The 13962-nt window shown below is 56.5% G+C and carries 11 protein-coding genes; 2 read left to right on the forward strand and 9 right to left on the reverse strand.

Features of this window, described 5'->3' with window-relative positions:
- Nucleotides 1–133: 133 nt before the first annotated feature.
- From ACT3R7_RS06295 to ACT3R7_RS06315, 5 genes are read right to left on the reverse strand one after another with little or no spacing between them, the layout of a single operon-like run.
- Nucleotides 134–1270 (reverse strand): acyl-CoA dehydrogenase family protein, encoded by a 1137-nt coding sequence (locus ACT3R7_RS06295; RefSeq protein WP_496198861.1) that lies wholly within the window; start codon nucleotides 1268–1270, stop codon nucleotides 134–136.
- Complete coding sequence (locus ACT3R7_RS06300; protein ID WP_496198862.1) at nucleotides 1270–2082, reverse strand: enoyl-CoA hydratase family protein; 813 nt, start codon at nucleotides 2080–2082, stop codon at nucleotides 1270–1272. Before ACT3R7_RS06300 ends, ACT3R7_RS06295 begins: the two co-directional genes overlap by 1 nt.
- 48 nt (nucleotides 2083–2130) lie before the next feature.
- On the reverse strand, nucleotides 2131–2583 hold the full coding sequence (locus ACT3R7_RS06305; protein WP_496198863.1) for a MarR family winged helix-turn-helix transcriptional regulator: 453 nt from the start codon (nucleotides 2581–2583) through the stop codon (nucleotides 2131–2133).
- Nucleotides 2580–3350, reverse strand: a complete 771-nt coding sequence (locus ACT3R7_RS06310; protein WP_496198864.1) for an SDR family NAD(P)-dependent oxidoreductase — start codon at nucleotides 3348–3350, stop codon at nucleotides 2580–2582. The genes ACT3R7_RS06305 and ACT3R7_RS06310 overlap by 4 nt, the downstream gene beginning before the upstream one ends.
- Entirely contained in the window at nucleotides 3347–5632 is a 2286-nt protein-coding gene (locus tag ACT3R7_RS06315; protein ID WP_496198865.1) for a bifunctional salicylyl-CoA 5-hydroxylase/oxidoreductase, read from the reverse strand. Before ACT3R7_RS06315 ends, ACT3R7_RS06310 begins: the two co-directional genes overlap by 4 nt.
- Nucleotides 5633–5960: 328 nt before the next feature.
- Here ACT3R7_RS06315 and rsd point away from each other — a divergent pair, with 328 nt between their 5' ends.
- On the forward strand, nucleotides 5961–6449 hold the full coding sequence (gene rsd, locus ACT3R7_RS06320) for a sigma D regulator (protein ID WP_192539561.1): 489 nt from the start codon (nucleotides 5961–5963) through the stop codon (nucleotides 6447–6449).
- Between the two features lie 516 nt (nucleotides 6450–6965).
- Here the strand turns inward: rsd and ACT3R7_RS06325 are convergent.
- Together ACT3R7_RS06325 and ACT3R7_RS06330 are read right to left on the reverse strand one after the other, a co-directional pair.
- Nucleotides 6966–10043 (reverse strand): efflux RND transporter permease subunit, encoded by a 3078-nt coding sequence (locus ACT3R7_RS06325; protein ID WP_417420330.1) that lies wholly within the window; start codon nucleotides 10041–10043, stop codon nucleotides 6966–6968.
- A complete protein-coding gene (locus ACT3R7_RS06330) occupies nucleotides 10027–11154 on the reverse strand; it encodes an efflux RND transporter periplasmic adaptor subunit (protein WP_417420332.1) in 1128 nt (375 codons plus the stop codon). The genes ACT3R7_RS06325 and ACT3R7_RS06330 overlap by 17 nt, the downstream gene beginning before the upstream one ends.
- Before the next feature lie 219 nt (nucleotides 11155–11373).
- Here ACT3R7_RS06330 and ACT3R7_RS06335 point away from each other — a divergent pair, with 219 nt between their 5' ends.
- Nucleotides 11374–12348: a malate dehydrogenase gene (locus ACT3R7_RS06335; protein WP_018915525.1), complete on the forward strand. Its 975-nt coding sequence runs from the start codon at nucleotides 11374–11376 to the stop codon at nucleotides 12346–12348.
- A 590-nt stretch (nucleotides 12349–12938) separates the two neighbouring features.
- On the opposite strand, the gene ACT3R7_RS06340 is transcribed toward ACT3R7_RS06335, so the two are convergent.
- Both ACT3R7_RS06340 and ACT3R7_RS06345 read right to left on the reverse strand, forming a co-directional pair.
- A complete protein-coding gene (locus ACT3R7_RS06340) occupies nucleotides 12939–13064 on the reverse strand; it encodes a hypothetical protein (RefSeq protein ID WP_263974123.1) in 126 nt (41 codons plus the stop codon).
- Between the two features lie 56 nt (nucleotides 13065–13120).
- The gene (locus ACT3R7_RS06345; RefSeq protein ID WP_192538931.1) at nucleotides 13121–13780 is read right to left on the reverse strand and encodes a histidinol-phosphatase; all 660 of its coding nucleotides are present in this window, start codon (nucleotides 13778–13780) and stop codon (nucleotides 13121–13123) included.
- Nucleotides 13781–13962 lie beyond the last annotated feature (182 nt).

The following is a 13962-nucleotide window of genomic DNA, read 5'->3' on the forward strand; positions in this document are numbered from 1 at the left end:
GCGCTGTCAGGGATACGGTGTCTGGCGTTATGCATTATTTTTGTTTTTTGGCAATGTAGCGTTTAGCAATTTCGTATTAAGCAATGTCGTATTGAGCAAACTCGTGTTGAGTAACGTGTCGCGTTTACTGGTATCAGTTCACCTCGGCGAGCAGGCTGCGGGCGATCACGACCTTTTGTACGTCTGAAGCGCCTTCATAAATACGCAGCGCGCGGATTTCACGGTAAAGGCTTTCAATAATATGGCCTTTGCGCACCCCGTCGCCGCCGTGTAACTGCACGGCCTGGTCAATGACCTCTTGCGCCTTGTCGGTCGCAAATAGCTTGGCCATGGCCGCTTCCCGGGTAACGCGCGCAGCACCCTGGTCCTTGGTCCAGGCTGCGCGGTAAACCAATAAAGCGGCGGCATCCACATTCAGCGCCATATCAGCCAGGTGACCCTGAACCATTTGTAGATCGGAAAGCGATGCGCCAAATAGCTCACGCGAGCGGCTGCGGGATAATGATTCATCCAGCGCCCGGCGGGCGAAGCCCAGCGCCGCTGCCCCAACGGTTGAACGAAACACATCCAGCACCGCCATAGCGATACGAAACCCCTGGCCCGGCTTGCCGATTAACGCGCTTTCCGGCAAGTACATATCGTTAAAACCCAGGCGCGCCAGCGGATGAGGGGCAACCGTTTCCAGGCGTTCTAAAATCTCCAGGCCTGGCGTCGTGGCAGGCACTAAAAAAGCCGAGAGCCCTTTAGCGCCCGGGCCTTCGCCGGTGCGCGCGAAAACCGTATAGATATCGGCAATCCCGCCGTTAGAAATCCATGTTTTTTCGCCATTCAAACGGTAGCCGTCGCCCTCGCGTTTGGCCGTGGTATCCAGCTGCGCCACGTCAGAGCCTGAGCGAGGCTCGCTAAGCGCAAACGCCGAGAGCGCTTCACCTCGGCGGGTTTTATCCAGCCACTGCTTCTGTTCATCGCTGCCAAACAGGCTGATCGCGCCGGTGCCCAGCCCCTGCATGGCAAACGCAAAATCCGCCAGCCCATCATGACGGGCGAGGGTTTCGCGGATCAGGCATAAACTGCGGACATCGATATGTTCGCCAGCCGTACCTTCCAGGAAGCCCGCCTTACCCAGGTCGCGGACGAGCTGAACGCAGGTTGCATCCACATCGGTGTGCTCGCGAGGCAGTTCTTTGTTGCACCACGCTTCCAGACGCGTGGAAAGATCGCGATGCCGGTCCTCAAAGAAGGGCCACTCAAGAAATTGCTGATCGCTCATTAATCCCCCTTGAACTCGGGTTTTTGTTTGGCTACGAAGGCGTGGTAGGCACGTGCGAAGTCGTTGGTCTGCATGCAGATCGCTTGCGCCTGGGCTTCTGATTCAATGGCCTGCTCAAGGCTCATCGACCACTCTTGGTTCAACTGGGTCTTGGTAATGCTGTGCGCAAAGGTAGGGCCCTGCGCCAGTCGGGTGGCGTAGGCGATGGCATCTGCTTCAAGGGATTCAGGTTCGACTACACGGTTATAAAAGCCCCATTGCAGGCCTTCTTCGGCGCTCATGCTGCGGCCGCTATAAAGCAGGTCTGCCGCTCGGCCCTGGCCGATAATGCGCGGTAACATCGCGCAGGCGCCCATATCACAACCGGCTAAGCCCACGCGGGTAAACAGAAATGCTGTGCTGGCGCGAGGTGTGGCAAAGCGAATATCCGAAGACATGGCGATAATCGCTCCTGCCCCTACGCAAATGCCGTCGATGGCGGTAATAATCGGTTTGCCGCAGTTCAGCATGGCTTTTACCAGATCCCCCGTCATGCGGGTGAATTCCAGCAGGCCTTTCATATCCCGGCCCACCAGCGGGCCGATAATTTCATGCACATCGCCGCCGGAGCAGAAGTTATCGCCGTTGGACGTAAATACCACCGCGCTCACATCGGTGGCGTACACCAAATCGCGAAAGGTATTACGCAGCTCGGCATAGCTTTCAAAGGTCAGGGGATTTTTGCGCTCAGGGCGATTCAACCGAATAACGGCGACGTTGCCTCGCATTTCCCAGATAAAATGTTCGGGAGCTAATTCAGCCATGCTTGTCATATTATTGTTCTCGTCGGTCAGTGGTTAGTCGGGTATCAAGCGGCGTGATCAGGTCGCATCGCTAAGCGGCGTGGGTAGCCGGTGGAGCAGCTCACCGATATGGTGGGCGTCTTCTTCAGCGACTCCTTCAAACAGCGCGTTGATCCAGCGTTCATGCTCCGCCGCCATTTTGCTGAAGCTTGCGCGGCCCGCATCCGTCAAACGTACCCGGGTGGCACGCCGGTCACCCTCAATGGCGATACGCTCAACGCAGCCATCCTCTACCAGGCGATCAATAATGCCGGTCACGTTGCCATTGGATACCCGCAGGCGTCGAGATAGCTCATTCATCTTTAAGCCATCCCCATCGGCATACAGCGCCGCCATGACGTCAAAACGCGGTAGCGTCGTATCATGCTCGGTACGCAGACGCTCGCGCAGCGTGGATTCCACCTGGCGAGTAACGCGCAACATGCGCAGCCATAACCGCAGGCGTTCTTTGCTCAAGCGCTCTGCCGTCATACTTCGCCTCCTGAAATCGAGATCGCCTGACCATTGATGGCGCCGCTATACGGGCCGCATAGCCACAGGGCGGTCGCGGTTACTTCTGAAGGCGTTATCAGGCGGCCGGTAGGGTTCGTGGATTTAAAATGGGTGCTTGCCTGCTCGGCAGACTGTCCTGTCTTGGTCACAATGGTCTCAATGCTGGCCGCTAAGAGGGGTGTGTCGGTAAAACCGGGACACAGCGCGTTAACGGTAATATTGCGGGTGGCCGTCTCGGCTGCCAGTGAACGCACAAGCCCGACCACCCCGTGTTTTGCCGCGCAGTAAGCGCCTACGTAGGCGTAGCCTTTAAGGCCCGCGGTTGAGGCAACGGCAATCAATCTGCCGCCGTCGTTTAGCTGTTTTAAGCCTTCTCGCAGGGTCAAAAACACCCCGCTCAGGTTAACGTTCAGCATGCGCTGCCACTGCTCAAAAGAAGTTTTAGCGAACGGCGCACTTTCGGCAGCACCGGCGTTGGCAATTACAATATCAACGCTACCCAGCTGCTCGAACAGCGCCACCACGGTGGCTTCGTCGGTAACATCGACTACCGCGCAGTGGATGCGTGCATGCTGCTCGGCAACGCCTTGAAGAGCGGTTTCACGGCGCCCGGTAATCGTCACTTCAGCCCCCGCTTCAGCAAAAGCCAGGGCCATATCGGCGCCGATACCGCTGCCGCCACCGGTAATCACTACCCGTTTGCCTGCCATGTCTTTGCCTACTACGTTTTCGTCTACCGCGCTCATATCCAGCCCTCGCCACGTTCTGCCAAGCGCTGTAGCTGATCGGCACCTGCCCGGTAGGGGGCTGGCCACTCAACGTCGTGATCGCCCAGGCCCGCGGCAACGTGCAGCAACCAGTAAGGGTCGGCGAGGTGAGGGCGAGCGATACACACTAAGTCAGCACGTCCGGCGATCAGGATCGAGTTGACGTGGTCGGCCTGATAAATATTGCCCACCGCTATGGTGGGAATAGGCGTCTCATTACGAATCCGGTCAGAGAAGGGCGTCTGGAACATACGTCCGTAAACCGGCTGAGCTTGCGTCGAGGTTTGTCCGGCGGAAACATCAATAATGTCTACGTCTGCGGCGCGTAGCCGCTTGGCGATTTCCACTGCATCGTCAGGGGTAATGCCTTCATCACCGCGCCAGTCATTGGCAGATATGCGCACCGATAACGGTTTATGGGCAGGCCAGGCGCTGCGCACGGCGCGGATAACCTCAAGCGGGTAGCGCAGGCGATTATCCAAAGAGCCGCCATACTCATCGTCACGGTGGTTGGTCAGCGGGGTAATAAAGGATGAGAGCAAATAGCCGTGGGCGGCGTGAATCTCGATCATGTCAAAACCGGCACGGTCAGCCATTTGTGCGGCGCTGACGAATTCATCGCGCACCTGATCCATATCGTCGCGAGTCATGGCTTTGGGCGATTGATTGCGCTCTGACCAAGGCTGAGCAGAGGCTGCCAGTAACGGCCAGTTTTCTTCAGCTAAGGGGGCATCCATTTCCTGCCAACCCAGCTGAGTAGAGCCTTTCGGACCAGAGTGGCCGATTTGAGCGCACAGCTTGGCGGGGGTTTCCGCATGCACGAAATCACATAGGCGTTTCCAGGCGGCTTCGTGTTCTGGTGCGTAGAGGCCGGGGCAGCCGGGGGTGATCCTGCCCGTTGGGCTTACGCAGGTCATCTCGGTGTACACCAGACCGGCACCGCCTTTGGCACGCTCAGCGTAATGGATAAAATGCCAATCGGTCGGGCAGCCATCTACCGCTTTATACTGCGCCATGGGGGATACCACCACGCGATTGATCAGCCGCATATCGCGAAGCTGGTAAGGCGCAAACATCGGTGCCCGTGAACTCCCTTCATTGCCTGACTGGGCTTGAAACCAACGCTCTGCACTCGCCAGCCACTGCGGGTCGCGCACGCGTAAATTCTCATGGCTAATGCGTTGCGAGCGGGTCAATAACGAGTAGTTAAACTGAACCGGGTCCAGATCCAGATAGCGCTCAATCTGCTCAAACCACTCGGTCGAGTTGCGCGCGGCGGACTGTAAACGCAGCACCTCGAAGCGGCGTTCTTCTTCGTAGCGGGCCAGCGCATCGGCCATGCGGGTTTCGCTGTGCAGGTACTTGGCCAGCGCGATCGCACTTTCCAGAGCAAGCTTGGAGCCCGAGCCAATCGAAAAATGCGCCGTAGCAGCCGCATCGCCCATCAGCACTACGTTTTCGTAACTCCACTTCTCGCAGAGTACGCGGGGGAAGTTGATCCAGGCCGAGCCGCGCACGTGGTTGGCATTGGTCATTAATGAATGCCCGCCAAGATGTTTGGCAAAGATCCGTTCGCAGATCGCAATCGATTCCTGCTGGCTAAGCTCTCCAAAACCAAACGCCTGCCAAGTGGCCTCGCTACACTCAACGATAAACGTCGCCGTGTCGTTATCGAACTGATAAGCGTGCGCCCATACCCAGCCATGCTCGGTTTTTTCGAAAATAAACGTGAAAGCGTCATTAAAGGTCTGGTGCGTGCCCAGCCATACGAATTTGCACGCCCGCACGTCAATATCGGGTTTGAAATGCTCGGCATAGGTTTGCCGGGTGCGGGAGTTGAGGCCGTCGGCGGCGAGTACCAAGTCAAATTCGCGCCGGTACTCATCGATGCTGGTGTCGGTTACGTCGGTTTCAAAGCGCATTTCCACGCCGAGTTCGCGAGCGCGCTCTTGCAGCAAGATAAGCAGTTGGCGACGGCCAATACCACAAAAACCGTGACCGGTGGAAACGGTCTTCACACCTTTATGAATAACCGCAACGTCATCCCAATACGCAAAATGCTCACGAATGCGTTCGGCACTAACCGGATCGTTGGCCGCCAGGTTGTCCAGGGTTTCGTCGGATAAAACCACGCCCCACCCGAAGGTATCGTCTGCTCGATTGCGTTCAAACACCACAATGTCATGGGCTGGATTATGCAGCTTCATGCTAATGGCAAAATACAGGCCGGCAGGCCCTCCACCCAGGCAGGCGATTCTCATTGTTATTCTCCCCATAGACTCTGTTCTCGCTTGAAGATAGAAAATAAGCGCATAACATTCAAGTTTAAATTTTTTAAGCCTAAAGTATTTTTTCACGAGCGTTTAACACTATTAACCCTCGCAAACTCGCAATCACTTCAAGAAGGTGAGAGCATGAAACGAGGCAGCATTTTTTTAAGCATTGAATCGCTTAGCGCAAATCATCATAAAGTATGACGATTTGTGAATAATTAATACCACGGAAACCGTCTATGACGGGATTGACAGCGCAAGCCGGAAAGGTGAGGCTTGCTTTGTTGTAGGTGGCTATTAGCAAGGAGAAAGCCCCATGCTCGAAGATTGTAAAAATGCCCTGGAGCGCTGGGGAGGCGTTCACAGTCTGATCGACCGTTGGCTTGATCAGCGTCGCTCTCTTTTGGTCAGCTTTATTGAGCTAAAAGAGGCGTGCGATAGCGAGCTGGAAGCGGTTAGCAAGGCACGCATCGATACCTTCAGCGAAACGCTGATGGATTATATTAGCGCCGGTCATTTTGAAATTTATCCGCAGCTGGCTGAAGAGGCCCGGGCCTTCAATGATGAAAGCGCTTTGCAGATTGCCTCGCAGCTGCTGGAGCGTCTGGAAATGTCCACCGAAATGGTGCTTGAGTTCGATACTGACTACGCCTCCACCGTACGCTGCCAGCAACATCTGGCGCGGCTTCCGGCCTGGATTGATCGCCTGGCAAAAGGTCTGACCGAGCGTTTTGCGTTAGAAGACCAGCTGATCGCCCGCCTACATGCGGCCAATAGCCCGCAGAGTAATAAAACACTTGCCTGATACTTTATCTGACGAGTTTGCACAAATTGTAGCGCGTGGTAACGCATCGCGAGGAACGAGCGGTGCGGCACCCGCGGGTGGCGGCGAAGCCGCCTGATATGACGCCTAATCAAATTCTGGCACCGCTAAACAGTGCGTTCGCGCCGGGCTACTGTGGTTGGCCTTTCTCGCGGGTGCGCTAACGCTTACACCGCGCTACGAAAACCACCCATCCAAAACACTGGCACCTATCGTAGCGCGTGGTAACGCATCGCGAGGAACGAGCGGTGCGGCACCCGCGGGTGGCGGCGAAGCCGCCTGATATGACGCCTAATCAAATTTTGGTACCGCTAAACAGTGCGTTCGCGCCGGGCTACTGTGGTTGGCCTTTCTCGCGGGTGCGCTAACGCTTACACCGCGCTACTAAAACTGCTTATCCAAAACATTGGCGCCTATCGTAGCGCGTGGTAACGCATCGCGAGGAACGAGCGGTGCGGCACCCGCGGATGGCGGCGAAGCCGCCTAGCCAAGCTATTTTTACGCTTTGCCTTTACGGTGTAGCTTCCCTCCAATTACCAGCATGCACGGCGTAAGCAACAGGGTAAGGGCGGTGGCAAAGGTTAAGCCACCGGCGATGGCGCTCGACATCTGTGTCCACCATTGGGCCGAGGGCGCGTTGAAGCCCAGCGCAGGGGCGAAGAGATTCACATTAATACCCAGCACCATGGGCATTAATCCTAATACCGTGGTAATGGCCGTGAGCAAGACCGGGCGTAGGCGTAAACAGCCCGCCTCCAGCGCTGCGGTTGCGGGGGGCATCCCTTCGATGCGCAGCTCGTTATAGGTATCGATCAAGACAATATTATTGTTCACCACAATGCCCGCCAGCGCGATAACCCCCATGCCGACCATTACGATGCCGAATGCTTGGCCGGTGATCAGCAAGCCCATCAATACCCCAGCCGTTGAAAACACAATGGCCGAAAGCACCAGCAGCGCTTGATAGTAGCTATTAAACTGGGTAACCAGTATCAGCGACATTAATGCAATCGCGATCAAAAAGGCGCCAACCAAAAACTGCATCGACTCCTGCTGGTCTTCCTGTTCGCCAGCGACGTTGACCATCAGGCCATCCGGCAGCTGTTCACTGCCTGCGGCAAACAGTGCGCGTAGTCGTTCGTCGGCAAGGTAGCCGGGAGCCAGGTCAGCTTCAACGGTAATCGCCCGCCGTCCATCAATCCGGTTAAGGGTGCCCACCTTGGGCGCTGGTGTCATGGTCACAAAGTGAGAGATAGGCACCTGGCCGCGCTCGGTGTTAATGGTTAAACGCCCAAGCTGATCAAGGGTGCGCCAATTCTCGGGTAGCCTGACGCGGATATCCACTTCGTCACTTACGGTTGGGGGGCGATAGTTGGCAACTTCCAGGCCGGTGGTTAATAGCTGAACCGCACTGCCGATCGTGGTGATGTCGGTGCCCATCCGGGCGGCGGCTTCACGATCCACATTAATCTCCCACTCCACGCCCGGTAGGCTGCGGTTATCCTGAATATCCACGAATCCACCCAGCTCACGCATTAAACCATGCAGTTGCTCGACCCCCGCTTCAGCAATCGTCGGGTCGGTCGCACTAACTTCAAGCACGATAGGTTTACCGCCCCCAGGGCCCATTTCCTGCTCCTGAAACTCCATCACGATGCCGGGAATATCCTGAGTACGTTCTGCCATCTCGTTCAAGATGGCCCGGGCAGGGCGGCGCTGGTACCAGTCGACAAACTGAAACTGAAGCATACCAATCACATCATTACCCATCTGCTGATCCGGTACCGCAAAAGAGCGCGCATAAAGGGCTTCGACCTCGCTCATATTGCCAAGCCTGGCTTCCACCCGCTGCAGAATCGCGTCGGTTTCGGTAGCCGAAAAGTCTCCTCGCGCCCGTACCAGCACTTGAGCACTATCGGGCTCAACGTTGGGGAAGAAGTCGATGCCATGGTTAAAGCGAGCGTAGCCCGTATAGAGCAGCATGATGGTCAGCACGGAAAACAACAGTACCCAGGCAGGGTGCTTCAACAGTCTGCCCAGCAAGCGGCGGTAGCCACGCCCTAGCGATGTAGTTTTATCGGGCAGGGTAGCGCCTTCGTTTTTGGGCGACGTGCGGGTAAACAGCCGACCGAGCGTAGGCAGAAACACCAGCGCCATGGCCAGCGAAGCCAGCAGGCACAAAATCACCGTGGCGGGCAGGTATTTCATAAACTGGCCGACCACACCCGGCCAGAACAGCAGCGGAATAAACACAGCCAGTGTAGTGGCGGTAGAGGCAATAACGGGCCAGCTCATGCGCGACGCTGCGTTTAGCCAAGCTTCATGGGGTGGCTGGCCGTCGTGCAGATGGCGGTCGGCAAGCTCACTTACCACAATGGCACCATCGACCAGCATGCCCGCGACTAGAATCAGTGCAAACAGCACCACAATGTTGAGAGTAAAGCCAAACATCCAGACCAGTAAAATACCGGTCAGAAAAGCACCGGGAATGGTCAAGCCTACCAGCAGCGCCATGCGCCAACCCATGACGGCGACTACCACAATCAATACCAGCACCACCGCCGTCAGCACGTTATTCAATAGCTCGGAGAGCATATTCTGCACGGTGGTCGACTCATCCAGAATCGTGGTCAGGCGGAGTTCTTCGGGTAGAAGGTCTCCGGCTTGAGCAATACGTGAATGGACCGCTTCGATGGTGGCGATGATATTGGCGCCTGCGCGCTTGGAAATCTCGAGCACTACCGCTGGCTGGCCATCAATACGCGCAAAGCCCTGGGGCTCTTTATAGGTTGGATGAATCCAGGCCACATCGCCAAATGTGACCACCTGATCACCATCGACCTTGACCGGCATATTCATCACATCGTTTAACGACTCGATGATGCCCGGCACTTTTAACGCCAGGCGGCCCGCGCCGGTATCCAGGCTACCCGCGGCCACTAACCGGTTATTGCGCGACACCTGATTAAATAGTGCGTCAAAGTCCACGCCGTAGCTTTCCAGTACCAGCGGGTCGACCACAATTTCCAGCAAGTCTTCCTGGTCACCGGCAATATCCACTTCCAGGACGTCAGCGATGCCTTCGATCTCTTCCTGCAGACGCCGGGCAATGGTAAGGCGCTCCCGGGTATCCAGACGCCCCGAAAGGCCAATGGTCAGCACCGGGAACTCGGAGACGTTGACCTCCATGACGCGTGGTTCTTCCGCCTCACTGGGCAGGCTGCTACGCGCTATATCCACCCGCTCGCGCACATCGGAAAGGGCTGTGTTCGGGTCAAAGCCTGCATCAAACTCAAGCGTAATCGAGCCGTGGCCTTCGCTGGACTGGGCGGTGAACTTGCGCAGCCCTTCAATGCCGCGTAACTCCTGCTCCATGGGGCGTATTAGCAGCCGCTCACCGTCTTCCGGGCTTACACCTTCAAGCGTCAGCGAGACGTAAATCATCGGGATGGTGACATCCGGATTGGCTTCTTTCGGGATCGCCTGCCAAGCGGCGATGCCTGCAAAAACCAAGCCTACCAGCAGGAGTAGGGTGGTGCGGGTATGCGTTAACGCGGCATTAATGAGTGGGCGCATGAACGCTTTCCTGGCTAGCGGTGGTGTCATCCATGATGGTGGCGCGGTCAGTTTCTACAGGCGTTACCTGTTGGCCTATGTTGACCAGTCCGGCGCCCAGAGTAATCAGGCGTAGCGAATCAGGCAGGCCCGTAACATAAGCGCGTTGGATATCGGCACTTATTAGCTGTACTTGTGTTTGCTGAACCCGGTTCTGCTCATCCACATGCTTAACCGCAAGCTGGCCCTCTTCGTTTAAGCTTAACAGTGCCGGAGAAAGCGTATGCACCTGGCGAGGGGGAAGGGTAATCGTGAGCTCAGCGCTACCGCCTGCCAGGTGCAGCTGGCGGGGATTATCAAGCGTTGCCTCGATATAAAAGGTGCGTGTTGATTCATCCGCGCGATGACTGACATGGGTCAGCGTGCCTTCAAGGTGATCACCGTTTAATAAACGCGCGGTAACCGGCAGGCCAACGGACAGCGCGCCTACCTGCTGCTGTGAGACCCAGGCCGCGCCGGTCAAACGGCGATCATCAATTAGCCGGCCCCACTCTTCACCGGGCTGCAGCAGGTCACCAAGCTCTACCTGAACTCTATCGAGGACGCCTGCAAAGGGCGCTGAGGGGCGGCTATCATTTAACTGCTTTTCTAGCTGGGCAACCGCCGCGGCGCTTGCGCTAAGCGCGCTCTGTAAGCGCAAGAGCTCCGGTTGGGAAATAAGCTGGCGCTGGCGCAAATTCTGCGCCCCGGTATATTCAGACTGAGCAACAGCAAGCTCGTCCCGGGCTTGTTGCAAGCGTTCGGGAAGTGCGTCGTTATCCAATACCAGCAGCGTGTCTCCAGCCTCTACACTACGCCCTTGTTCAATCGGTTTTTCGACTACGTAGCCCGCTACATTGGCGCGCAGCGTCGTTTCGCGTTCAGCGGTCAGGTGTCCCTGAATTACCTGCTGTGGGATAAACGGCGTGCTTTGCTGCTCCATCACCTCGACACGCAGGGCGCTATTAGTAGCGGTAGAAGAGGTTTCCGGTGCGGTGGTTTGAAAACGCTGAAAATCACCAAGTGCCAACCAAATGACGAGCGCCAATACCAGCGCGCTGGCCAGGGCGTAAGAGTAGGGGATGCGTCGCATGGGGTGTCTATGTCCGTATTAACATGATCCGTATTAACCCAAGGATGAGCTAACTCATCACACCATAACGTAACTCGTTGTCGGCGGCGAGTGCCAAGCGAGCGGCCGAACGGGAGATCTCATCGTATGTATGATTGAGTTTTTGCATAACTGAGCATAACATCTTGGCATCTTGAGTTCTGTCGACCCATCCTAAGGCGAACCAACCAAGGAGCAATGATGAAAGATCCCGTACGTATTGCGATTACCGGCGGTGCCGGCCAGATCAGCTACTCTTTAATTTTCCGCATCGCCGCTGGCGACATGCTGGGGCCGGATCAGCCCGTCATTCTTCAACTGCTAGAAATCCCGCAGGCGATGGATGCGCTGGGCGGCGTGGTAATGGAAGTCAACGACTGTGCCTTCCCGCTGGTGCAGGATATCGTTGCCACAGACGATCCGAACGTTGCGTTTAAAGATGCTGACTTCGCGCTGCTGGTGGGTGCTCGTCCGCGCGGTCCGGGTATGGAGCGTAAAGATCTGCTGGAAGCGAACGCGGCAATCTTCTCTGTGCAAGGCAAAGCGCTGAACGACCACGCCAGCCGTGACGTTAAAGTGCTGGTAGTGGGTAACCCTGCCAATACCAACGCGCTGATTGCATCCGCAAACGCTCCTGATCTTGATAAAGGCCAGTTCACGGCCATGACGCGCCTGGACCACAACCGCGCGCTGACGCAGCTGGCTCAGAAAACCGGTAAGCATGTTACTGACATTGAAAACATGATTATCTGGGGTAACCACAGCGCCACTCAGTACCCGGACATCGCGCAGTGCAAAGTTGACGGCAAAGCCGCCACTGACCTGGTCGAGCGTGACTGGTACGAAAACGACTTCATCCCCACTGTTCAACAGCGCGGTGCGGCGATTATCAAAGCCCGCGGTGCGTCTTCTGCAGCCTCTGCCGCTTCTTCCGCCATCGATCACGTACGTGATTGGGCGCTGGGCACCGATGGTATCGTCAGCATGGCGATTCCGTCTGACGGCAGCTACGGCATCGAAGAAGGCATCATCTACTCCTACCCGGTTCGTTGCCAGGGTGGCAAGTACGAAATCGTTCAAGGCTTCGAGCTTGACGAATTCAGCCAAGAGAAGATGAAAGCCACCGAGAAAGAACTGCGTGAAGAGCGCGCAGCCGTTGAGCACCTGCTCGGCTAAACGCGTTTGCTGGCTCTGCCAGTGACAAAAAACCTCGCAAGCCACGCCTGCGAGGTTTTTTTATTGCCGAATCTTGCTGGGTGCCACGGCCAGGGCGGCTTGGCGCCGCCATTCGCGGGTGCCTCCTTTGCTCGTGCCTCGCAAAACGTTACCACGCGCTACGGGTTTATCGCCAAAACGTGGTGCGGTGCCAAATCGTAGCGCGTGGTAAGCGTCAGCGCACCCGCGGGAGCAGCGCGAAGCGGTGCAGGGGTTGGGCAATATGGTGTAAAAGTCGAGCTTAGGTGCCACGGCCAAGGCGTCTTAACAGCCGCCATTCGCGGGTGCCTCATTTGCTCGTCCCTCGCAAAACGTTACCACGCGCTACAGGTTTATCGCCAAAACTTGATGCGGTGCCAAATTATGGGGATGAACATCGGCGTAACGCGATGACATGTAGCGCGTGGTAAGCGCCAGCGCACCCGCGGGAGCAGCGCGAAGCGGTGCTGGGGTTGGGCGATATGGTGCAAAAGGCGAGCATAGGTGCCACGGCCAGGGCGGCTTGGCGCCGCCATTCGCGGGTGCCTCATTTGCTCGTCCCTCGCAAAACGTTACCAAGCGCTACGAGTGCTCAAACCCTGACGTAATTGGATGAACATGTAGCGAGTGGTAAGCGCCAGCGCACCCGCGGCAATCGCAATGGTCAGGGTGAGTATGGGAGGTGGGTCGAAGGCCATGCCGGATCACTCCGCATGGGTGCTAACGGGTAAAGCGAACATGGTCAGTGGTCTGTTCATTCGCCGCGCAGGCTCATAATCCGCCATTGGCGCTCTTCGGCTACTTGGCGAAGGGTATCGTCCGGGTCGACGGCTACCGGGTGGTCGACCTCTTCAAGCAGGGGAAGGTCATTGTGCGAGTCGCTATAGAACCACGCTCCGTCCAGCGTAAAGTCCTTGTCTTCTAGCCATTCATGCAAACGGGTAATTTTGCCTTCCCGGTAGCTGGGAACGCCGGAGACGCGACCGGTATAACGGCCGTTTGCCACTTCCGGATTGACCGCTATCAAATAATCAACGCCTAAACGCTCGGCAATCGGGGCGGTAATAAAGCGGTTGGTCGCGGTGATGATCAGCAGTGTATCGCCTTTAGTGCGGTGGCGAGCCAGCAGCTCTTCGGCTTTGGGTAAAATATGCGGCTCAATTTTACTGACCATAAACTGTTGGTGCCAAGCGGTCAGCTGTTCAGGCGTGTTGTCTGCCAGAGGCTTTAGCGCTACTTCCAGAAAAGCCGCCATATCCAGCGTGCCGGCCTTGTAATCGGCCATAAACCGTTCATTGGCTTCACGATAGGCAATCGGGTCCACCGCGCCTTGCTCAAGCAAGAACTCCCCCCAGGCATGATCGCTGTCGGTGGATATCAGCGTATTATCCAGGTCGAAAATAGCCAGACTCACGGCGCTCCCCTTATATAGTCGATAGTCGTCGTTAATTTATAGGTATGAAGGAATAGGTAGAAATGGATAAGTATGGACGGTGAAACAAAAGGGCGGATTATCGCAGAGTCCTAAGTCCTTTCCCACCAAAGCGGGCAAGCATTAATCACTTAGCGTTATATTGTATTGATACGCTTGTCACC

The sequence above is a fragment of the Halomonas sp. AOP43-A1-21 genome (assembly GCF_052376775.1).
Lineage (GTDB): Bacteria > Pseudomonadota > Gammaproteobacteria > Pseudomonadales > Halomonadaceae > Vreelandella > Vreelandella colorata.